Raw genomic sequence first — 24263 nt, 5'->3', positions numbered from 1 at the left:
ATTAGCTATGAGTAATCTATAAAACTAATTTTAACTAATATAAATCATTTATTTTTTATTTTAAAAATTTTAAAATACTAAAAATTAATTAATCTTAAGATAAACGCTCTAAAATATAATTAAGATACATTTCAAGTGAAAATAAGTTTTATGCTTGTGTTAATCCTTAATTTTTTTTATAGGTATAAAAATATAAAGTTATGACACTATGCGCTCCACATAGCATCCTCAAGAAGACTAATTTCACACTGTAAATCTATAATATTTGTTCGTCCTCTACCTCTACCTCTTGAGATTGTTTTAGTTGAAATAAGCCCTAACATTTCTAATTCATTTATAAAGTCAAATATTCGCCGGTAAGACACTGAATCTCCCTTAGAAACTTCTTTATAAACTTCATAGAGTCTTCCGGATGTTATTTCTTCTTTTCTTTTAGTAAGATAGAGTAATGATTCCAGAACTTTCTGCTGCTGGCTTGGTAAAGTCATTATGATATCAGTAACTTTGTTATGCTCAATATGGTCCTTTGCTTCCCTTACATAATCCTCAAATACGATGTCAGAACATTTTTCATCTGCAAGTTCACCTGAAGTCCTGAGGAGGTCCAGAGCATATCTAGCATCACCTTCTTCTTTTGCTGCAAGAGCTGCACAAAGTGGAATTACATCATCATTTAAGACATTGTCTCTAAAAGACAATGCGGCCCTTTCTTCCAGGATATCAACAAGTTGTTGAGCATTGTACGGTGGGAAAACAATCTCTCGATCACGTAAACTGCTTTTTACCCTTGGTTTTATGAATTTTTTAAAATCAACGTAGTTACTTATAGACGCAATTGCAACGTTTTCAGTTCTTGTAAGAGTATAAAGAAGACCATCACCATCGTTTTTCAATAATATATCGATTTCATCAAGAAGAATAATTAAAATAAGGTCCTTTCCAAATACATTCTTTTTAAAAAGATTTCTGAATGATTGTATCACTTCAGCTTTTGTCCAACCTCTATAAGGAACGTTTTGACCCATTTGCTGACATAGATGAGCTATAACTTGATATTCAGTTGTGTAATCAGTACATCTTACATATTCTACCCTTACATTAAGATTTTTGTCCTTTGCCATCTGTAATAATTGTTTTTTTGTAAATTTAGCTACTGCTGTCTTTCCAGTACCTGTCTTACCGTAAATAGTTATATCTGGTGGAGTGACGCTATTTAAAGCTTCAATCCAATATTTAGCAACAGATCGGATCTGTTCTTCACGGTGAGGTAACTTATCAGGTAAAAATCTATGATCCAAAAATTTTTTGCACTTAAAAACAGTGTTTTTTTCACCGAGTTCTTCAAAGATGTTCATACTGACCACTTATTTATAGTTAAAAGAAGCCTTTAATTAATAATACTTCAAGCTTCAAAAGAATGATCGAAAAATATCAATACACTTGAAATCTTTCTCTAGTAAATTAAATTGTCACTCAACTCATATAAATGTTCAAACAGAGAGGTGCATTTCAAGTGTAAAATAATAAATTCAACATTATTTGTATTAAAATTTCCTATTAAAAGGACATGCATTTCAAGTGTAAAAAAATCATAAACTAAAATTTTCATTTTAACAAGAGACATGCATTTCAAGTGTAAAAAACATTTTGAAGCAGATGTTGCCAGTTAAACTTAATAATTTAAAAAATAAAAGTATTAATAAATTATAAAAACAAGATTTCGTAACTTTAAAATAAAATTCAAGCCTTTTAAAAATATAATTTTTAATATAAAATACTTTTATCCAATGTTTATCAGATTTGAAGTATTTAAATGGATTTTCTAGATCAGGTTTAATTCGTAGATAATGAGACCTACATTTCAAGTGTAAACAAATAATTCTTTAAAATATTTTGAAATTTTAATCTTGTAAGGGACATGCATTTCAAGTGTAACATTTGATTCATGAATTAATGAATGATTTTATGCAGAGAGTCATTTCAACTGTATCAAATGTACAAAGATCATAAACAAATTTGCATTATTGTAAACATCCGACAATTGAAACATATTAATATTTAAATGCGGTGTAAATGAGACTATATTGAAATAAGGTTGAAAAAATATCTCAAATTTAACTTTAAATAAAAATATTTCAGGTATATTCTATACTTAATATAAACCAAATAATAGTACTGTTTCAAGTGTAATTCAAGAAGAACCATGAATCATAATTAAATATTTAAATAAAACATTAGAACAGTTTATATGCTAAAAAGTGGTATTTTATGCATAATTTGAGATTATTAAATAAAGTAGATGCTTGTACTATTTTAAGATTTAAATTAATTAGGATAAAATACACTATTTAAAGCTAATTTAAGAGTATAGGATTATTAAAATAACTTAATATTATTTTAAGGATTAATTTAATATTATAAGATTATCAAAGCAAATTTAACACTGTTTTAACGATATTTAATAGTATAAAACTAATTAGAGTAAATTTAATACTACTATTCTAAGAATTAATTTAAGAGTATAAAATCAATTAAATTAAAATTAGCATAGCTTTAAGGATTAATTCAATATTATAAGATTATTAAAGCAAGTTTAATAATGTTTTAAATGTATTTAGAGTATAAAATTCATTTAAGCAAATTTAGTTAGCTTTAAGGATCAAGTTAAGAGTATAAAATCAGTTGAAATGGATTTAATACTATTCTAAAGATTAATTTAAGAGTATAAAATTCATTGAAATAAACTTAACACTGTTTTAAGTATATTTTAAGAGTATAAGATTATTAAAGTAACTTAATATTATTTTAAGGATTAATTTAAGAGTATAAAGTCAATTAAAGTAAATTTAACACTATTTTAAGCATGATTTAAGATTATTTAAATTAATTAATATAAAATCATCATTTCAAGTGTTTCAAATTATAAATCAAATATCAATGTTATTTTAAGTAATTAAAAATTATGAACGGATTATAATTAGATCTGCATTAGTTTAAGTATAATTTAAAATTATAAACCAATTACATCAGTATTGGTTAAGCATAAGTTGAGATTATAAGCTAATTAAGAGAAGATGCAATATTTCAAGTTTAATTCAGGATTATAAATTGATTAAAATAAATATCAGTACCAGTTCAAGTGTAACTTAAAGTTAAGGATCAATTTAAAATACATCAAATTATTACGAATATAATTTAAAATTAATCAATTAAAGTTTATTAACATCTATTTCAAATGTAATTTGAATCTATTTAACTTAATTAATGTAAAATACACCATTTTAAGTTTAACTCAAAAATTAGGAACCAATTAAAATAGATCTACACTATTTCAGGTCTAATTTAAATTATAAACTAATAACATATCAGTACTATTCTAAACGTAATTAAAAATTATAAATCAATAAACATATCATACCATTCTAAAGTGATTAAAAGTTATAAACTAATAACATATTAGTACTATTCTAAACGTGATTTAAAATTGTAAACTAATAAATGATAAATATATCATACTATTTCAAGTGTAATTTAAAATTATAGATCAATTGAACATATCAGTACCATTTTAAGCATAATGTGAGATTATATGTCAATTTAAGAAAAAATTGAATATTTTAAATATAATTCAAGATTATATAGTAATTAAAATAAATATCAGTACTATTTCAAGTGTAAATTTAGATGTAAATAAATTAATGAGCATTTAATTATAAATAAAATTAACGAAAGGTATTAAATTTAATATTGATATCTCAATTTATTTTAGTTTTTAATATATCAACGTAGATAACTTCAAATATCTCAAATATAATTAAAAAATTAGAAATACATAAAATAAACAAGTACAATTGAACCTGAAACAAAAATATAATGCAAATAAGACAATATAACCCCTATGATTGTAGATACCAGTAGTTTTTCCAGTGTAAATTAGATCTAACTAATAAGGATATTAATAATATTTCAACTGTAATTTTAAAATAGTAAATATTAGTTCTATTTATAATAATTATATCAAATATACGCTTTAACTCAACTTTAAGTTTAAAAAAATAGTATTTGGATATATTTTCGTATAATACATCTACAATAGTTAAAATACAGAAACTAAAGTAGTTTAGAAGTTTTATAATTTAATTTATTAATATTTACAAATAAAATAAATTTTTCAAGTTTTTTAATTGGAGTATAATAATAAAAACAGATTAGATATAATTAAATTAAAAATAGTCCAGTTCAAAAGTTCTAATTGATATACAATAATTAAAAAAATATTTTGTTTTTAATAACTATTTTAAGCTGTATTTAATCCCTTAAGTATAATACAATGTTATTAAAGGTATAAAAATCAATTATAATTTTAATAAGAAAAAATAAGTATAAATAAACTTTTAATCAAATTATGAATTGAAATATATTTGAAAATATTTCAATTTGGTACAAATAAATAATTATTGCTTTTAATTATATTTACACTTGCAGTTATTGTGGTAAATTAAAAATATTAGAACATAATCTAATAATTAATAATAATATCTGATTATTATACTTTTTAGATTATTACAACATATATTTCAAGTATAATGCTATAATAAAATCATTAAAATTAATAGAGTTATATTTCAAGTGTAAATAAGCTGTATATTGTAATTATATGTCCAATAATTGAATTTTAAGTGTAAAACATAATATATATTATAATTTAAAAGTGCATAAAATTAACTATTTATAAATTAAAGCTTAATTTCATTTGATTATACAAAATAATTTATATAAAAGTAGAATAAGTAAATTATAAAACTATTAGCAGGATCTATGCAGTTTTAATAATAGATAAACCCTATACTAACTTTGATAAAATGAAACATTACCTGCTGTTTGGATTTTAAAAATAATTCAAATTATTAAACTGATATAAAATATAATTTTAAACCATATATTTAATATAAAAATAGATTAGAATTTATTTTGAACTTATAATCATAATTTAGAGCTTATTACAATCTAAAAATAGATTAAAGTATTTTATATAGTATAAATTTGTTAATTAATCGTTTAAATCTGGTAAAAATAAATATAAATAATATATACTTAATTTTTAAGTCAAAAACCCTATGGAATCAATGATTTATGTTATCTATTAAATTATAAAAACTTTATATTAAAATCATTTGCTTATATTTTATTTTTATATCTTAAAATACATAAAACTACCATTATAATAATATTTTTGTCATTAAAGCTACATTTAGCTTTATTTATTAATATTACAACTTTTAATTCATTACAAATATATGAAATATTCATTATGATTAAAAAATCAGTTAAAATGAAATTAAATATTGTATTTTCACATATATCTTAAATAACATACATTTCAACTGTAAAAAAGTATTTTATCCATTAAAAAAGTAATAATTTAATATTTTGATGTAAAAAGCATAGTACAACTTGATAAATATGATCTAAACAGGATATTTAATCTTAATTTATTTAGTATGAATGTTTGTATAATCTAAATGTTTTGAATCAATTTATTAAGTTTTTTTGGCCTTATATTATATCGTAACCAAATTTGTTATTTTAAAATAAATATAAAAGTCATTTTTATGATTTAAATTATTAATTAAAGATGATATGATAAAATTTACATTTTTTTTAAAGTGGTTTTATGAAAAAAAGATATTAAAACAGATAAAAAATTTTTACTTTACAAAGCTTATTTTATAATACACTTGAAATGCATGTCTTCTTGACTAAAAATTAATTTTTGAGAAATTATTTACACTTGAAATGCATGTCTTGCTTTGTAATATGCAATCTAAAAAATAATTTTCATTTTTTTGTATTTGTTTTCAGTGTTAGGTTTCTCTTAAAACAGTTATGTTTCAAGTGTATTTTGTTAGTTATGTGTTTCAATGTTTAAATTTTAGATTTAATCTTTTAATAATATATTTATGAATATAATTTAAATTTTAGATTGTTTATGATGTTTTAACCGTAAATTTGATTGTATTTTTTGTTGTTATACCTTAAAATTTGTTTTATTTTGACTACAATTTCAACTGTATCAAAATTTAAAAATTAAATTTATCCTGATATTTTCTATATTCTTTTCATGAATTACACATTTCATGATAAGTAATAGATTAATGCATTTGTTTTATTATTTAAGTTAGTAAATAGTCTCATGACATCTATTTCAAGTGTAATATCTGTTTTAATTTTTGATATAATACATCCTGTTGGTTGTAAGTTTACACCGTAAAAAACCAGGAAAATATATAAATCACGTATTTATAAGTTTTATAGCCATATTTTAACTTATAACTATATATAAATGATTATAATCAAATTATAATTATATAAAATATGCTAAAATCAAAATAAAAAATTTATATCCATTAAAAAATGAATTTAAGAGTTATACATACATGTTATCCTGTTGAATACTTCCTTGACTCTCTTCTCCAAGTCCGAATTCTCTCTGTATTTTCCAGATTCCCTGTAACTTGGCTCTGAAGATCTTTTTTACAGTTGAAATTAACCTGTCTTTGTTCAATCCATCTTCAAAAATTTCTTCTGTAATTACAAAATTCTGTAAAATATTGTCTGGATGCTGCAGCTGGAAATCAACGAACTGACTATTTAAAAGAAACCTTATATCCCAGATAAAATCTTCTCTTTTTTTACTTGATAATTTTTTAATCTCAGTTTGATGTTCTGGACTTACATTGGTTGCACATGCAATTAAAACCATGTCATCTTTTCCTTTTGGCTGAATAATGTCTAGAACATGGCCTTCAGGGTAATTTATCATGAAATGAAAATTTGTATTGTCATCAGGAACTTTTTGTCTGAAGAGACCTTCATCAGAGAGCCATTTTTGAACTTTACTTTCAATTTTTGACATTTTTTAACACCTACTTGCGTTTCAAGTGTAACTTGTACTTTAATAGTATACCCATATTTAATCCATGCTTAAAAAATCTATTTATTATATTAAAATTTGTCTAGTGAAATTTTTTTAAAAAAGTAACTTAAAATTTGTCTTGTTATAAAATGTTTAGAAAAAAAATAATTGATTTAAATTTAAATTTTTTATTTTTATTTACCATAACCTTTATTTCAAGTGTAAAGGAGCTATAAGTTTGTTAAAATTAGCTTAGTTACCTTTCAAGTGTAAGTTTAGTTTTTTGTCATTTCAACATGCAAATTTCAAGTTATAGTTAAGCGATAATGAGTAATAAAATCAGATTTGAACAGCTTCTTTTTAAGTGTATTAAACATGTTAAAATAAGTAGAGTCGCGTTTCAAGTGTAAAATAACCGTAAACATGTTGAAATTAGCTTAGTTACTTTGCAAGTGTAAAGTCATTATAAATCTGTTGAAATTAGTCTAAGTTGTTTTTTAAGTGTAAGTTTAATCTTTTTGTTATATTTAACACATAAATACTAATTTTAAGTATAAATCAACAAAAATTATTGAAATTAAGTTTAATGGATACCTTTCAAGTTTAATATTCTAAAATATAACATTTAAAATTATTTAAATGACGTATAAAATGTTAAAATTAATATTATTATAAATTTAGTACTTAAAGCCAAGTTTAAAGTGTAAATTTAACTTTTTTTTATCATGTGACATGTAAATGTACTTTTTGCTATAACTAAATGAAACGCGTTGTAATTACTTTAAATAGATATATTTTAAATGTAATGTCTTAATATACAACCTTTAAAATCATTTAAACCATGTTTAAATTATTAAAATTTAACAATATTATGAATTTAGCGCTTAGAGTTAAATTTCAAGTGTAAATCGATAAAAGTTGTTGAGATTAATTTGAATAGGCGCGTTTCAAGTGTAAAATTTAACTCTACAAATTTTAAAATTATTAGACTTAAGTTTCAAGTGTAAATTTAATGGTTTTATCAAGTTATGTACTTAACAGTTGTATTTCAAGTGTAAATCAATAAAATTTATTGTTTTATGTTAAATAGATAGATTTCAAGTGTAAATTTTAAAATATATAACTCTTAAAATTATTTCAGTTAAATTTAAGTGTAAATTAAGATTTTTTATTGGATTCTGTAACTAACAGTTGTATTTCAAGTGTAAATCAATAAAATTTAGTGAAATATGTTGAATAGATTGATTTCAAGTGAAAAAAATATGAGATGTACTAAAAATAATAGAGTTACTTTTCAAGTGTATTTACAAATATAAATTATTTTAACGTCTAATAGCTAAATTTCAAGTGTAAAAATTCTATAAAATATTTTTCACATTTCTTGATGTAAATATAGTCCTATCTTGCTTTTCAACTGATTAACAATGTTTAGTTATAAAAATTGTTATTTTAGAATTTTAATTCCTACTAAATAACTATTAAAATTAAAATTGGGGATATTAACTGGTTAAAATAAATACTGGTCAATGCATAAAGTAAAAGAAGTGAAACATTCGTTTGGACAACATGAAGATTAGATCCTGGTTGTGGAAGAGCATCTATTTTTTCATCATTTCTTCTATTACAAATGACTCCTTTATCAAGAACACAAATGCTATCTATCTTCGTGTGTTCTGGCAAATTTTTATCAATGTTTTTTATGTTCTGTTTCAGCCAATTTAACTAGGGTAATAGAGTCATATGCAAAAATATAATAGTTTAAAGGCCAATCTTCCCATTTTTCCATATAATTTATTTATATGTGTAATAGGGCCATTTTCTTTAAAATAAGCTTTTTTTTCAAGATTTTTAGCACTTTCCATGTTTTTAAAGGCATTATTTAATTCTTTGGAATTTAAAAAGGCCTTAATTTCAATAACTGCATATGCACATTCAATTGGTATAACTCGAATATCTCCACCACTGAAGAAAATAAGTGTTTTTGCCTTATCTGAAATAATTACGTCCAGTTACCTGGAAAAATTCCCATTAGAATCAACAAGGAGTCCTGTAGCTATATTTAATGATTCAGGCAAATATTTTCTAAGAAACTTTCTAAAAATTTCTTCATATGACTTTATATTTAGTCTAGGATGTTTTTCAATTGTTTTTCGCGTTTTTTAAAAATCTGAACGCATAGTTTTAGATACTTCATAGAATATGCCTACGATATCCATATTTATTCCTTCGAAGAATATTAGATTATTCAAGAATATAAACTAATTTACAAAATTTCATATAAATAAATCTAGAGGAATTCAATGTATCTCCAATCAACTCTCTTTATAATCATAATCGCAGTAATTATCGATGTCATATTCGGTGAACTGCCTGCAAAAATACACCCTGTAGTCTGGATGGGGAAAGTAATAGATTTTTTCAGGGAGTATCTTATCAACTACAGAAGTAAAATTTCTGGAATAATTTTAACATTCATGGCTGTAATGATTTTTACACTTGCAACCTATGTCTTACTCCATCTGTCAGCATTCAATTACATACTATACATTTTAGTTTCTTCTATAATTTTATCGACTACATTTGCAATTAAGGTCCTATTAACTTCTGCAGAAAGTATGAAAAATGATATAGATCATAATATTAAAAAAGCGAGAAAATCAATGTCTTATCTTGTAAGCAGAAATACAATGGAACTTAATGAAGAAGATTTGGTATCTGCAACAATAGAAACGCTAACAGAGAATATTACAGATTCTATTATAGCTCCTTTGTTTTATGCATTTATATTTGGAGTTCTTGGGGCTGTTGTGTACAGGGTTATAAATACGCTTGATGCCATGGTAGGCTACAAAACACCTGAAAAGATAAAAATAGGCTGGTTTCCTGCAAAACTGGATGATGTTTTGAATTTTATGCCTGCAAGGATTACAGGAGTTCTTATTGTAATTGCGGCTGCTTTTTTAAGGTTAAACTGGAAAAATGCATATAAAATAATGAGTAGAGATGCGAGAAAACCAGACAGTCCAAATTCAGGATTTTCTATGGCCGCAGCAGCTGGTGCTCTTGATATTAAACTTGAAAAAATAGATTATTATGAAATTGGGGATGAATTAAGCCCATTAACAACTGACAAAATTACAGAAGCAGTATTGCTGTCTAAAATAACGGTTTTATTATTTATTTTAGCTGCATCTGTTTTATTTGGGATTTTTACAGCTTTGATATGATTTATGGATTCATTTGTTTGTGAATTGTAATCCATTTACTATTTAGATTCTTTGCTATACTCCTTTCACATATTTATGATTTTTTAAGAGTATGCTGTAATTAATAAACTTTATATTTTATTTTTATCTTCTTTTGAGAATGTATTTTAATTTTTAATGAATTTAGCTTGAATATATTTATACAACAATTTTTAAACTAAATATATGAATTATTATCTTTTATTAATAGGTATATTCCTGATTATAGGGGCAATTTATTATATGCTCCATGAATTTTATAAAAAAGAAGCCAGAAAAAAGAAGTTTATAATGATAATATGTATGTTTTCATTTTGTACATTGGGTTTTATGACTTGTTTAAAAGTTTAAGTATTAATGTATTTAATCATTTATTTTAACTCATTTAAGCTTATTAAATCATATTTAAATGTATATTATCTTTTTATGTGAATAAATCTATAACTTTCTTTATAGACTCTGTTTTTGCAAGAATTGAGATTTTAGAACCTCTTTCAATGATTGTGTCCATCATGGGGATTGTTATTTTTCCATTTTCATGTACTGATACTATGATATAATCCTTGGTTGGACTTATATCACCTATTTTTTTGCCAATGACTTTGTCATTTTCTACACTAACATCGAGTAATTCTGCATCTCCTTTTCCCAGGACTACCAGATCTGCTATTTTTGGCCTTAGTATTATTTTTTCAAGGTAACTGGCTGCAGTAAGTTCCGGACTTATGGCTGAATCGATGCCTGCATTTTTAAATGCTTTAGCATGGGTATGATCGCTTATTCTGGTAATGATTTTGGGAACGTTGTAATCTTTAACAAGGATACATGCCAGCAGGTTTGTTTCATCATTTCCTGTAGCTGCCACGAAAACGTCCGCACCTTTTATTTCCGCTTCTTCCAGCGTTTTTGTATCGGTGCCGTTACCGCAAATTATCATAGCGTCTAATTCTGCTGCGGCCTTTGAGCATAATTCTTCGTTATTTTCAATAAGTGTAACTTCCTGTCCATCTGAAATTAAAAAGGATGATAAGTTAAGTCCTACTCTTCCACCGCCCATTACTATTACGTACATGGATACACCAAGATATAATTCTAAATAACTCTCGATTGTGAATTTTTATTTACCATTACCCATACGCTTTTCTTAGCTAAGTATTAAATTTATTTGTAAATGTAATATATTTTACTCTTTTTTATATTTGAAAAGGGTTTTAAAAAAGATTATTTTTGATTGATAAATGGATAATTTAGATTTAATTAATTCATTTTTGCCTAAATGTAATTTAATGTATTAATTTAAAAAAATAGGGCATATTTTATTAATAGGTAAAAATTATAAAGCCATATTTAAGTGATTATATAAATTATCGCTGCAGGACTATTTAAAAAAGTAAGAGATATTCTATTACTCCTCATAATTGCAAATAAAATATTTACAAAGTTCATGAGATATATAAACTGATTATGTTAAATATTTGATATTTGAAACAGATCATTTCTATGAATGGGTATTCATATGATTTGGTAGGACTGGGACAGCCTATGAAAATTAAAATAGTCTATTCATCTCTTTTTCATATTGATTGCAAGTATCTGTTAATTAATATTAATCAGAGGAGATATGAATAAATAAATTTAAAAAAAATAATTCTTAGACTTCTTTTCATTAGAATCATTTAAATTTTTTTAATTCATGATAAATAAGATTAAATCATATGTTATTTGCTATGAAATAGTTAATATTAATGAATTTATGTAAGAAAAGTTTATTTAAGAGATAATTCAATATTTGGTTTGCTAATAAAAGGTGATATCTAATGGAAACATTTCTTGATCAAGCTCGTAAAGGTAAAACAAGTTTAATAAGGTATATTATTGGAATATTTATTATTTATTTTTTTATTTATATTGTTGGCGCTGCAGTACAATTCATCGTTGCAATGGCCTTTGGATCATCAGTTAATCTTGGAACACTTAACATCAGTTCAATCACCCCGCTGGCATATTTTGTGGTTACCATGTGTCCGGCAATTTGTGGAATAATTGGGGTGTTCATAAGCGTCCGTTATGTGCATCAAAGACCATTTTCTACACTTGTAACTCCATTTAAAAATATCAACGTGAAGCCTATTCTCTATGGGTTTGGATTTTTTTTCCTGCTTTTAGTCCTTTCAGATGTTCTTTTATATGGATTGAACCCATCAAACATCCAGTTTAATGCTAGTAATATTTCGCAGTTTTTGTACTTCCTGCCATTTATTTTAGTGTTGATACCACTTCAAACTACTAGTGAAGAGCTCACTTACAGAGGTTACTGGATGCAGGGAACAGGGCTGTTAACCAGAAATTTTTTAGTGCTAGCACTGATAAACGGTATTTTGTTCTTATTACCCCATATAGTAAACCCTGAAATCAGTGCAGGTGGAATTCTAGCAATGGTTTATTATGTAGTAGTTGGATTCTCATTAGCATTTATCACTCTTAAAAGTGGAACGTTAGAGCTAGCTATTGGTATGCATGCTGCTAATAATATCTATGAATCGGCTATCATTCATCCTCAAGCTTCAATTCTGCAAACACCATCGCTATTTACTCAGGCAGCAATAGATCCGGCCTATGAACTCATAAGTATCGCAGTCATAATGATCATATTCTATCTAGTAACATTCCAGGTTAAACCCGAATGGAAAAGGTGTTAAACCTTTTTCCTATCTCTTTAAGGCAATTAATTTAATTTTTATTTTTTATAACTGTTATTTAGTGTTTCATTAATCCAAAAAAAAGAGAAAAAATATAAATATTCTGTTGAATATATGCTTATAAATCTTTTATATTTAATAATAATATTATAAATTGCTGTAATTTTGATTTAAAAAAATTAGATGGGTTATGTCCTTGAAGACACGATTCATAACAGCTTACTCACTTCTAGCTGATATTCAGCCGCTTTTTCTAAATAGTTCTTAGCTTTCACTATTAACCTCAATAAGTTCATCAAATTTATCGAGATGTATTTATTTTCTTTAATATCAGTTAAATTTTTTCGCCTTTTTAAAAACTTAAATTAAAAAGTGCTATAATTAAATTAAACTGCCATTTAAATGCCAAAATTGAGTATATTATGAAATTTTAAAGTGGTATGATGTTACTCTATACCAAACAGTATTTTAATGTAGAAAACTTATTTTATATATGGTATTTGTTTAGAAGTTACATTCTAATTGAAGTATAATGGAGATTTTTTCTTTGAAAATTGCAATAATCACCATAACCAAGGATTCTCAGGATCTTGCATCTAAAATCCTGGAAAATCTTGCAGAGGATCCTACAATAACCGGCGTTGATATATTCCACAAAAACGTTAAAAAGACATTACAATCTGTATTCAGCAAATATGACTGTATAATTGGCATAATGGCATCTGGAATTATGGTAAGAAATATTTGCGGATTACTTGAAAGTAAACTGGAAGATCCTGCAGTCCTGGTCATGGACGACGCTGGAAAACATGTTATAAGCTTACTTTCAGGTCATTTTGGTGGTGCCAATGAAATTACAAAGAAAATTGCAGAAATTACCTGCGCAGACCCGGTTATAACAACAGCTACAGATGTACATGGTAAATTAGGGATAGATTCACTTGCAAAAAAATATTATCTGGATATTAAAAATCAGGGAGGAATAAAAAGTATAAATTCTGCTTTAGTCAGAGATGAATTTCCTGAACTATTTGTTCCGTTAAGGCTTAGCTTTATTTCAGATGATCCTCAGGTTAAATCTTCTTACAATTTGGTTGAATCTGGTGAAAATAATTTAAAAGTATTATTTGAAGATACTGAAATTATTTTAAAACCTAAAAAATTCGTGGTTGGTGTAGGTGCACGAAGGGACATTTCAAAACAAAAGGTTGAAGGTGCAATTACAAGTGCAATGAGTACTCTTAAATTACCAGTTGCAAGAATTGATGTGATTTCAACAGGTGAAATGAAAAGGAATGAGAAGGGAATAATTGAAGCAGTTTCTGAATTTAACATGCCCCTTGAAATAGTTCCTTTAGATAAATTAAAAAATTTTAACTATGATGGATATTCAAAATCATCATTTGTTAAGAAAAAATTTGGTATTTATGGAGTTTGTGAGCCAGTTGCGTTAATAGCAGCTGGAAAGAATTCTAGACTTGTATTGAAGAAAACGTCATTTAATGGCGTTACTATATCTATTGCTGTGGTTTCTAACGGCTAAAAAATTAAAGTTATGTAATGATAAAGCAGGTTATATTACCTTTGATATGAAGTTCATGGATGAAATCTTAAATTTTTTAAATTCAAATAAAAATAAGTGAATTATGGAAATACCAAAAGGTTTTTAGCTTATCAAATATAAAAAATAATAGTTAGATTATTTTATGAATTCTTTTATCTAAAAATATTATGGAGGTCACATTATGAATGAAGAGGCATTTGATCGTGTTAATCAGATATTACAACATATAATGGAAGATACAAGCGTTCCTAGAAATATTAGGAGGGCAGCAGAGGAATCTAAGGATATATTGGCAAAAGATGCGGAAGAGCCTACTGTTCGTGCAAGTACTGTAATTTCAATACTTGATGAAATTAGTAATGATCCAAACATCCCAATACATGCGAGAACCCTTATATGGAATATTTTAAGCGAACTAGAGTCTGTTAGAGACTGAATTTAATTTTAAATAAATATTAACTTAATTTAGCTACTTTTGATTGATGTCAGCATAGGTAACTTAAGGTTATTTTTAGCTGATATTTTCTCAAAACTTTCTTTTTTAGATCTATATCATATCTAACTTTTAATTTCTAGTTTAAGTGAATTATTTATCTTTTAAACATTGTAGATCTGTAATTAATTTAATAATTTTAATTTGAGATAATATGCTTTTTTGAATAATATTGTAAAGTTGAAAATAAATTAATTAACTTAATCTAATTTGAGATAATATGCTTTTTTGAATAATATTGTAAAGTTGAAAATAAATTAATTAACTTAATCTAATTTGAGATAATATGCTTCTTTGAATAATAGTGTAAAGTTGAAAATAAATTAAGGTTTTTAGAAGGCATTATGTAAATTAATTATTTTCTCTAAATTTAAGTCCAAAATTTGGACTTTATTTGCTATTTGTCAGTATATTTGGTCTGAGACTTGGATTTTATTCTACTGTTTTTGTTAGTATTTAGTCTGAAATTTGGACTTTATTTCACTGTTTTTAGTCTGAGACTTGGACTTTATTTCACTAATTCCTGTCAAATATTTAGTCCAATTTAGGTTTATTCTACTTTCGTATATTTAGTCCAAATTTTAGACTTTATTTGCTATTTGTCAGTATATTTAATTCGAATTTTGGATAATATGACTTTGTTTCTATCTATTCAGTTATAGTAATATTAATTTTGTAAAATGATCTTATATAAATCTTATTTGTCACTTAAGAGCAATATTGCCTTAATAGAACAATTAATAGCCGTTAATACGCCGTTAAAATAGTTAAGATTATATACTATGAAACTTATTAATCAAAATCATGAATTGTTATAATTGGATGTGATGGTATGAAATTATGGATGGTAATTTTTCTTGTAATCTTAATGATTGGAGTGACACCAGCATTTGCAGCAAATTCCCCTGCAGATCAACAAACTGCCACTTCTAAAGCAGTTAAACAAATCAATAGTAATATTAAAAATGTAGCTGAGGTAACAGAATCCTCTAATGATGATGTAACTTCCTTTGCTGTATCAGATCCAGCAGATGGAGATAGTGGTTATATTGATGGATATGACGATGATGGTAACTATATTGGTAATTACATGGTGGTGGATCAATCAGATTTAGAAGATACATCAGATGATCAGTCAGATGAAACTAATGATTACACCGTTAGTTCATTTAATGCGCCAGGTGAAGATATTGAGCACATTGATGAACTAGATGACAGTAATATGGATGACTCCGCAAGTATGGATGAATTTGATGATACAGGTAATGATTTGTTGGAAGTATTAGATACTGTTGATGAAGGCACTGATTATCTGGGTGATGTATCAAGTCCGTCATATGAAAATGATAATTTTGATGAGTTAAACGCAAATGATCAGTTTGATGGAGACGGATATTACATGTTCGCTGAATTAAACATTGAATTTGGATATGATGGCCCATATGATATAGATCAATTAAATGAGAGTCAAGATGAGGGTGTAAATGAATTAGATAATGGTAATTCTACTGTAATTGACTCATCAGATGTTCCATTATCTGAAGATACATCGCAGATAAGTACAAATGTATCCACCAATTGTGAACCCCTAATTGTAACCATTGTTAATGGTTTGTGTGGAGTAGTACAGGCAACGCTAGAAGAATTAGGTAATGTATGTATGATATTGGGAAATGAGCTTGAAACAATATTCTAGATCCTAACTATTGTATATCACAGATTCACCCGTCATTACTACGAAAGATAGGATATCTAGGTTGAAAGCGAATTCCATACCAAACAAAAAAAACATGACTTAATTAACTCCACATGGCAGAGAACTTTCTCCGTTCTCTGCCTCATTTTTAATAATTTAAAATGAAAAAATTATTGAATTAATTTTAAAATTAGACTGATGTATCAGAATTTAAGCTTAAAGTGTGTGCGATATACTGTATTTTAGCAATATCTTCTATAAATTCAGCAAGAAGAGTTGCTTCATCAAGATTGACACCTGCAGCAACTGTTCCATGGTTTTTCAGTACCACTGCATCGTTGTCTTTCATCATGAAAGCAGTGTCTTTAGCAAGTTCTTCGCTTCCGGGTGCTGCATACTTCACATATGGGATATAAGGAGTTTCAATGGGTCCAAATCCTTCTAATCTTTTTAATTTTTTACCTGACATTGAAAAACCAGTTGCAAATGGCGAATGTGAATGTACAATACTGTTTATGTCATCTCTTTCCCTGTAGATTCCAAGATGCAGAAAAGTTTCCATAGATGGTTTTTTATCTCCCTCAAGTACATTTCCATCCATATCTATTATGATAATATCATCTGCTTCTACGTTTCTTTTGGCAATACCGCTTCTTGTAATTGCAATTTTTGATATTCCTTCTTCATAAAATCTACAGCTTATATTTCCAGATTTTCCGGGTACAAGGCCTTTTTTGTAAACATAATGTGAAGTATCAACTAATCCTTTTATAATTAGGTTTTTATCCATTTAAATCACTTGATGTAATGTCTTTTTATTTATAATTTATTAAGTAGCTATTTTTAAAGATTTAATCATGAAAATAATAAATTTATGTGAAACTATTTCACATTTAAGCAAATTTTAAGAGTTTAAATGAGCCTCTATGTATCACTGGGACTTCTGCACATGTTGGCACGATGTTGTAAATTTTCTGAAACTCTGTCTGGGACTGGAAGGTTCCTGAATTTATCAGGTGGATACCTTTATGCCGTTTATATGCATTAATATGCACATGCCCTGTATGGAATATATCTGGAACTTCTTTTATGACGAGATGATCTTCATATTCCGATGCAAGAGGGGTTCTTTCCCCATATATGGGTGCTAAATGCCTTTTTTCTATAAGTTCAGTCATTACCAAATCTGTCCGCTGGTGGGAAAACCCTTTGACAGACATCGCCATATCATCGAAGCTTCTTCCATGATATATAAGTGTATTAATCCCATCTAAACTTACAACTCCGGGATTACTTACAAATTCTGCATTTTTAAGCTCGTAAAGGGACTTGGCGTATGTTTCTGGAAGGGCAGGTTGTGGTTCGGCTAATCTTACTGCATCGTGGTTTCCGGGGGATATTACTATTTTAATGTCACTTCGGATATCTCCAAGAAGTCTTGCAGCTTCGTCGTACTGTTCATAAATATCTTTTATAGTGAGCTCTTTTTCCTGGTTGGGGTATATACCAATTCCATCAACTGTATCTCCGCCTAAAACTAGATATTTAACATCGTTAGCGATTTCTTGCTGGTTATCATCACCAAAATCTCCGTTTATCCATTTTATGAATCTATTAAATGCATCTTCAAGAAAAGTAGAACTACCTATGTGGACATCAGAAATAAAAACTGCTCCAAAATCCATGGGTTTTTCAGCGATTCTTGGAACTCCTGGCTGTATAATATCTGAGGCTATTACTAATGTTCCTTTTTTACTTCCAATTATACCAATAACTTCATCTCTTACAATTTTCTCAGCTTTTTCATAGAGTTGACCGCTTTCGTTATGTACAAGAACACTAGTACTTCCAGTCTCATCCTCTAATTCTATTATTTTATGGCTGTTTTTGGTGTTTTTGATGTCATTTACCATTCCTATTATTTTGATGACCTCTTCACTCTTTCCTATTCTATTAATAGGGCGGTGATCCTTTAATTCCCTTCTTTTATTTAAAATATTACGTAATTGTTCATATCTGCTGTTAAAATAAGTAATAAAGTCCTTAACTTCCCCGCTTGTATATGATTTCTTAGTGGTGTCCTGAATCACGTGAAAATCAAAGGGCATTCCAGTTTGGAATTTACTCTGGGAAACAGGGGGGTTTATATCCACATTCTCTGGGATAATTTCGTTATTTATTTCTTCTTTTAAACCATTTTTTTCCAGGTATTGATCCAGAATTTCTTCAGTTAAAACAATTATATTCTGATTTGAGTACACTATATCTTCTATTAATGATTCTGTGAATTTAATTGAATTTTCTTGAGTTATTATGCGTTCATATGCTTTATCGTTTATCAAAATGTTGGCATTGGTGAACTTTAAAATGATATCATCGCTCATGACTACCCCGTGCAAAGCTTTTTGTATGTATATTTATAACATCATATTATAATATTAATCTAATTTAACTCACAAAACTAAGTTAATCAATTTAAAAATTCATGTTAAGAAAGTATACTAAAATAAATTATTTAAGGTGATAAAATTTGCCAAGGATTATAAAATTTATATTTTTCCTCTTACTCTTCGGGATAATTTTTGAAGCAGGACTTTTAAGCTCGTACACTATAGTAACTTCCCAACCCCCTGATGTTGGGAAAGTTATAGATATGCAGGTCAGTAAACTAACTGCTATTTGGGACAGTATAGGCATAGGTTCAAAAGTGAGCATCACTAAAACATACAATGTTACAAATGTGGATGGGGTTTCACAGGCCCTTAAAAGTAAAACTCAGCTTGATGGAATTAATATTGACTCAATATCTGCTATAATAGTTAGCTCAAGTGGCGGTAACGTAAATGTGACTATTTCAGCAACAGGGTATAAGGAAAATGAAACAACTGCAAATAGTTCTAATAGTGCGTTTACAAGTGGGCAAATAGTAATAAGCCAAAGTGCGACTTATAATTTGACTGCAACAGCAACTGGAGAGCAGAAAACAAAAGGTATAGCAGTGGATGTTAACACAATCAAGATAACATCGCTTAAGCAGATAAAATCTAAATAGAATGATTAGTTTAAGTTAAAGCTTAAACTAACTATATTTTTATAAAGAATAATTAATTTTTTAACATGGTGATTCGATGATCAGCGTTATAGGCATAGGGCCTTCCAGAGAAGACATGAGTATAAGGGCTTTAAATGCAATTAAGAACTGTGAAGTTATAATCGCTTACAAAGCTTACATAAAACCCATAGAAGACCTGCTAGATGGGAAAGAAATAATTAAAAAGGGAATGGGCGATGAAATAGAACGAGCTGAAATAGCTATACAAAAATCTAGGGAAGGTAAGAATGTTGCAATTATAAGTTCTGGAGATCCCGGCGTATTTGGAATGGGAAATGTTGTTTTTCAATTAATTGGCAAGTACAGTGATATTGAAGTGGAAGTTATACCTGGTGTAACTGCAGCAACCTTTGCAGCGTCCAAACTTGGGGCACCTCTCCATGATTTTGCAGTTATAAGTTTAAGTGATATTTTAACTCCCTTATCTGAAATAAAAAGAAAGGTAGAGTTTGCATCAAAAGGGGACTTTGTAATTGCTATATATAATCCAAGGAGTAAAACAAGGAAAGAACCATTTAATGAAGCTTACAGGGTCTTACTTGAAAACAAAAAACCATCTACTCCTGTTGGGATAGTAAAAAGTGGAGATAATGGAGTAGATACTACAGTAACAACACTTGAAAAACTTAAGGATCATGAAATAAACATGTCTACAACTGTAATTATCGGAAATTCCATGACTTACGTTCAGGATGGATATATGATAACTCCAAGGGGTTATATGATCCGATCAGATATACATCCACTTTCAAAAGAGTTCTATGAACGCTTTTTAGAGGGCGAAATAGTTGAAGGCCCTAATTTAGATTGTGAATATTATCCATGTCATGAAGAGGGACAGAGCTGTACTTTCTGTTACTGTCCGTTTTATCCATGCGGAGATAGTTCTACTGGGGGTAAATGGATAAAAGACAAAGGAGTCTGGAGCTGCCAGGACTGCACATGGATCCATGAAGATAAAGTAGTTAAATGTATCATGGAGAAATTCCCCGAAATTGTTAAAGAAGTAGATGACCTTAAAAAAAGGAAAAAGGATCTTTTGAAGTTAAGAAGGGAATGCATTCAAAGGGCAGGATAATTTAACATATATTACCTTTTTATTTTTGATTCAGTATTTTTAAAATTGAATTTTTTGTGTTTACTTGCCTTAAATAAAGTAAAAACTAATTTGCCACTTTTTTGTTTAAATTTTAGTTATGCCCTGTAGTTTTTAAGTTATATTTCGTTTTTTATATTTGTAGAATTCTTTTAAATGGAAAAATCAATGGCAGGTGTTAAAATTAAAAGTTTTGACAGCAGTCGAAAAACAAAGTATTCGAAAATTTTCAATTTTCGATACGTCAAAATCTACGATTTTGACGCATGCAAAAACTACATTTTTGCTGTTCAGGAAATCGTAGATTTCTTTCAAAATGTAAAAAATTTTCAATTTTTTACGGTTGCAAAACCAAATGTTTTGCAAACATCGAAAATTTTCAATTTTTGAATATTGTCAAATCTCTGATTTGACACAGCAAACACAGAGTGTTTGCATGCTTCATTTTTCGTGCGTTAAAAAACAGATGGTTTTTTGACAGTCTTCAAAAATTACATTTTTGAGACCCAAAAAATCTACGATTTTTTGACGGCCGTCGAAAAATTGAAAATTTTTCATGCCACAAAATCAAAGATTTTGACGGTTAAAAAAACTTATTATTAATTTTAACCATAGTATTAAAAGTGATAAAATGATAAAGATAAAAAGAGCCTACAAAACTTCAAAAATCACAGATTTTTGGTGTAAAGAAACGAAGTTTCTTTAACTCTTGGTTTTGTGGCCGCAAAAATCACAGATTTTTGCAGGCCTATGAGTCATCCAGTGAAGATGACGGATTTAGAATTCTCGTTGATATGATCTGGCCTAGGGGAGTATCCAAGGAAAAGGCAAATCTAGATACCTGGATGAAAGAGATTGCACCAAGCAATGATCTAAGAAAATGTTTTGCGCACGACCCTAAAAAATGGAAAGAGTTTGAAAACAAATACGAAGAAGCCCCCAAACATATCATGTTTGGGGCACCGAAAATTCAATGAATTTTCGAGTGAGTTAAAAGACAAAAGTAAGCTAATTGATGAAATAAAGGAAATAGAAAAAGATAAAGGTAAAGTAACTTTAATTTATTCTGCAAAAGATAAAGAACACAATAATGCAGTTGTGCTTGAACATACACTCAGAAAATTATAGTTATTTTAATATAAAAAACTAAAATTTTTCTATTTCTTTACCTCTAGCTTGTTGGTGATATCATGAGTGAAAAAATATTGATAACAAATCTTAAAAGTAAAAATAATATTCAAGAGGCGGTATCTGAAGTTAAACCAGATAGGATGATAATAATATCATCCAAAAAAGCGAAATTCAGAGATTTTGAAGTAAAAACGGATTATGTAAAGATAAAAAACCGATTTGAAGATATTATCCATAAAGTTAATGCTATTTTAAATGATGAGGATGATTTTTCAATTATAGTTAGGCCAGATAGAATCGGTGTATATCTTTTATGGTTTGCTCAAATGCGTTCTTTAAATCCAACATATGTACTAAGTCATGGAGAGCTTCAGCAGCTTCCTGTCATCCCTGCAGGTGTGCTTGGTGAGAAAGAGAGTGAAATATTAAAATTAGCTGACTGTCATGGATTTATTGATTCTAAATCTATTAATAAGGAATTTGGGATTACAGAAGATAGTGCAAAAGGATACTTAAAAAAATTATCTGATGTAGGAATTTTAAAATACTTTGAAACAAAAGAATTTGAAGCTGGTGAGGAGAAGGCACATGTTTATTACAGTACAGATCTTCTAGAAAAAGGAAAAGAGACTGAAGACTTCTATCTAATGACCGAACTTGGAAGAATAATGGTTTACATGGCGTTAACAAGCGAATAATCTACAAATGCAACTTACATTATACTACAGGTTAGTGTTGAATTAAAAAGCTTAGAATGAAAATAAATTAAAAGCCTAGAATTTAAATATTTAAAAAAAATTAAATAGTAAGAGCTTTTATTTAATTAAAGCTCAATTTTCATATTTTGATAGGTGATAGAACTTAAAGATTAAGTTTTATTTCTTGTAAAAATCCCTTAAAATCCTCAAAAAATCTACGATTTTTTGGGACATTCAAACGCAAAGCGTTTGATGCCTGCAAAATTTTTAATTTTGCGGCCGAGGAAACAGAGTTTCCTCCGGCATCGGAAATCTATGATTTCCGATAGGTTAGGAAATGTTTACAAAATCGGAGATTTTCGAAAGCTTCGATTTTTTGGGAGCCCTCAAACGCGAAGCATGCAAAAACTCCGTTTTTGCTTGTGCCAAAATCATAGATTTTGAGCAACGTTTGGGGCATCACAATCAAAGATTGTGATAGCCTAAAAACTTGTAAATTTTGTGGCCGAGGAAACTGTCAAATCTACGATTTGACGCATCGAAAATTTTCAATTTTCGAATGCTTAGTTTCCTCCGGTTAGAAAAATACTGCGTATTTTTCTAAAACTAAATATTAGTTTCGATTATTTTATCAAAATCTTTGATTTTGATAGGCAATAAAAATTAAATATTAATTTTTATTATCTTGGCAAAATTTTCAATTTTGCCAGTCCATCAAAACTAAATCTTAGTTTTGATGATCCCGTCAAAGACTAAGACAGCGTCCCCTTCCATGAACGCGCCTAAAGTTTCACCATTTTCATAAATATTTATTTTAAGATCTCCACCGGGAAGATGTACCAGGACATCGTTATCGAGTTTTCCAAGTTTGAACCCAGCCAGTACGCAGGAAGTAGCTCCAGTTCCGCAGGCAAATGTCACGCCAGCGCCGCGTTCCCATGTAATCATGTCTATTTCATTTTTACTTAATATTTTTACAAAGTGTACGTTGATTTTCTGTGGAAATGCTTCATGGGTTTCAATTATAGGGCCCATTTCATTTAAGGGTACTTCATCAAGGTTATCAGTAAATATTATGGCATGGGGATTTCCAACACTTACAGCACTTATTCTAAGTGGACTTCCACTTACAGTTAATTCGCTGTCAAGAAACTCTTCTTTATCACTTGTCATTGGAATTTCTGATGTTTTAAAGGTTGCATTACCCATATTAACCTTTGAAGATGCTACTTTTCCATCTTCGATGGTTAATTCTACTTTTTTGGTACCGCCGAGCGTTTCAACATCTATTTCTTCTTTATTAATGATCCCTTTGTCATATACAAACTTAGAGAAGCATCTTATCCCGTTTCCGCACATTTCAGCTTCAGAACCGTCTGAATTGAAGATTCTAAACCATATATCTTCAGACGTAGATGGAGTAACGAATATAACCCCGTCAGCCCCAATTGAAAAGCCCCGTCTGCAGAGTTCTGCTGTAACTTCTGGTTTTTTGTCCTCTGGAATAATTTCTCCATTCGTTTCATCGATTACAATGTAATCGTTTCCAAGTCCGTGCATTTTTGAAAATTTAATCTCTTTTAAACTCATTACTTAAGCCTCGTTAGATTAAT

The 24263-nt window shown here is 27.9% G+C and carries 16 protein-coding genes; 10 read left to right on the top strand and 6 right to left on the bottom strand.

The features are described 5' to 3' along the window. Positions 1 to 206: 206 nt before the first annotated feature. Both AAGU07_RS09060 and AAGU07_RS09055 read right to left on the bottom strand, forming a co-directional pair. Positions 207 to 1355 (bottom strand): orc1/cdc6 family replication initiation protein, encoded by a 1149-nt coding sequence (locus AAGU07_RS09060; RefSeq protein ID WP_069582080.1) that lies wholly within the window; start codon positions 1353 to 1355, stop codon positions 207 to 209. A 5072-nt stretch (positions 1356 to 6427) separates the two neighbouring features. Further along, positions 6428 to 6916, bottom strand: coding sequence for a DUF2299 family protein (locus AAGU07_RS09055; protein ID WP_342458781.1), 489 nt, complete (start codon positions 6914 to 6916; stop codon positions 6428 to 6430). A 2300-nt stretch (positions 6917 to 9216) separates the two neighbouring features. Here AAGU07_RS09055 and AAGU07_RS09050 point away from each other — a divergent pair. Further along, positions 9217 to 10143, top strand: coding sequence for a cobalamin biosynthesis protein (locus AAGU07_RS09050; RefSeq protein ID WP_342458780.1), 927 nt, complete (start codon positions 9217 to 9219; stop codon positions 10141 to 10143). Positions 10144 to 10585: 442 nt separating this feature from the next. On the opposite strand, the gene AAGU07_RS09045 is transcribed toward AAGU07_RS09050, so the two are convergent. Further along, on the bottom strand, positions 10586 to 11233 hold the full coding sequence (locus tag AAGU07_RS09045) for a TrkA family potassium uptake protein (protein WP_342458779.1): 648 nt from the start codon (positions 11231 to 11233) through the stop codon (positions 10586 to 10588). A gap of 745 nt (positions 11234 to 11978) precedes the next feature. Here AAGU07_RS09045 and AAGU07_RS09040 point away from each other — a divergent pair. The 4 genes from AAGU07_RS09040 to AAGU07_RS09025 all read left to right on the top strand — a co-directional run bounded on the left by AAGU07_RS09040 (position 11979) and on the right by AAGU07_RS09025 (position 16613). Further along, positions 11979 to 12860, top strand: a complete 882-nt coding sequence (locus AAGU07_RS09040; protein ID WP_342458778.1) for a type II CAAX endopeptidase family protein — start codon at positions 11979 to 11981, stop codon at positions 12858 to 12860. Between the two features lie 547 nt (positions 12861 to 13407). Further along, positions 13408 to 14403 (top strand): cobalt-precorrin 5A hydrolase, encoded by a 996-nt coding sequence (locus tag AAGU07_RS09035; protein ID WP_342458777.1) that lies wholly within the window; start codon positions 13408 to 13410, stop codon positions 14401 to 14403. 202 nt (positions 14404 to 14605) lie between these two features. Then, positions 14606 to 14860 carry a UPF0147 family protein gene (locus tag AAGU07_RS09030; protein ID WP_342458776.1) on the top strand — a complete coding sequence of 85 codons (255 nt, stop codon included), beginning with the start codon at positions 14606 to 14608 and terminating at the stop codon, positions 14858 to 14860. Between the two features lie 889 nt (positions 14861 to 15749). Further along, the gene (locus tag AAGU07_RS09025) at positions 15750 to 16613 is read left to right on the top strand and encodes a hypothetical protein (RefSeq protein WP_342458775.1); all 864 of its coding nucleotides are present in this window, start codon (positions 15750 to 15752) and stop codon (positions 16611 to 16613) included. A 190-nt stretch (positions 16614 to 16803) separates the two neighbouring features. Here the strand turns inward: AAGU07_RS09025 and AAGU07_RS09020 are convergent, their stop codons facing one another. After that, on the bottom strand, positions 16804 to 17403 hold the full coding sequence (locus tag AAGU07_RS09020) for a class II aldolase/adducin family protein (RefSeq protein WP_342458774.1): 600 nt from the start codon (positions 17401 to 17403) through the stop codon (positions 16804 to 16806). Positions 17404 to 17506: 103 nt separating this feature from the next. After that, positions 17507 to 18997 (bottom strand): DNA-directed DNA polymerase II small subunit, encoded by a 1491-nt coding sequence (locus AAGU07_RS09015; RefSeq protein ID WP_342458773.1) that lies wholly within the window; start codon positions 18995 to 18997, stop codon positions 17507 to 17509. A 146-nt stretch (positions 18998 to 19143) separates the two neighbouring features. Between AAGU07_RS09015 and AAGU07_RS09010 the strand changes: the two genes are divergently transcribed. The 5 genes from AAGU07_RS09010 to AAGU07_RS08990 all read left to right on the top strand — a co-directional run bounded on the left by AAGU07_RS09010 (position 19144) and on the right by AAGU07_RS08990 (position 22650). Then, positions 19144 to 19665: a hypothetical protein gene (locus AAGU07_RS09010; protein WP_342458772.1), complete on the top strand. Its 522-nt coding sequence runs from the start codon at positions 19144 to 19146 to the stop codon at positions 19663 to 19665. A 76-nt stretch (positions 19666 to 19741) separates the two neighbouring features. Continuing rightward, on the top strand, positions 19742 to 20803 hold the full coding sequence (gene cobJ / locus AAGU07_RS09005) for a precorrin-3B C(17)-methyltransferase (RefSeq protein WP_342458771.1): 1062 nt from the start codon (positions 19742 to 19744) through the stop codon (positions 20801 to 20803). A gap of 758 nt (positions 20804 to 21561) precedes the next feature. Further along, a complete protein-coding gene (locus AAGU07_RS09000; RefSeq protein ID WP_342458770.1) occupies positions 21562 to 21798 on the top strand; it encodes a DUF488 family protein in 237 nt (78 codons plus the stop codon). After that, on the top strand, positions 21707 to 21949 hold the full coding sequence (locus tag AAGU07_RS08995) for a DUF488 family protein (RefSeq protein WP_342458769.1): 243 nt from the start codon (positions 21707 to 21709) through the stop codon (positions 21947 to 21949). Before AAGU07_RS09000 ends, AAGU07_RS08995 begins: the two co-directional genes overlap by 92 nt. A gap of 62 nt (positions 21950 to 22011) precedes the next feature. Continuing rightward, complete coding sequence (locus AAGU07_RS08990) at positions 22012 to 22650, top strand: hypothetical protein (protein WP_342458768.1); 639 nt, start codon at positions 22012 to 22014, stop codon at positions 22648 to 22650. A gap of 720 nt (positions 22651 to 23370) precedes the next feature. Here the strand turns inward: AAGU07_RS08990 and dapF are convergent. After that, on the bottom strand, positions 23371 to 24240 hold the full coding sequence (gene dapF, locus AAGU07_RS08985; protein ID WP_342458767.1) for a diaminopimelate epimerase: 870 nt from the start codon (positions 24238 to 24240) through the stop codon (positions 23371 to 23373). Between the last annotated feature and the right edge of the window lie 23 nt (positions 24241 to 24263).

Origin of the sequence: Methanobacterium sp., from assembly GCF_038562635.1 — an archaeon.
Taxonomy (GTDB): domain Archaea; phylum Methanobacteriota; class Methanobacteria; order Methanobacteriales; family Methanobacteriaceae; genus Methanobacterium_D.
The sequence above is the reverse complement of the archived record's forward strand: the minus strand, read 5'-3'. Positions and strand labels throughout refer to the sequence as shown.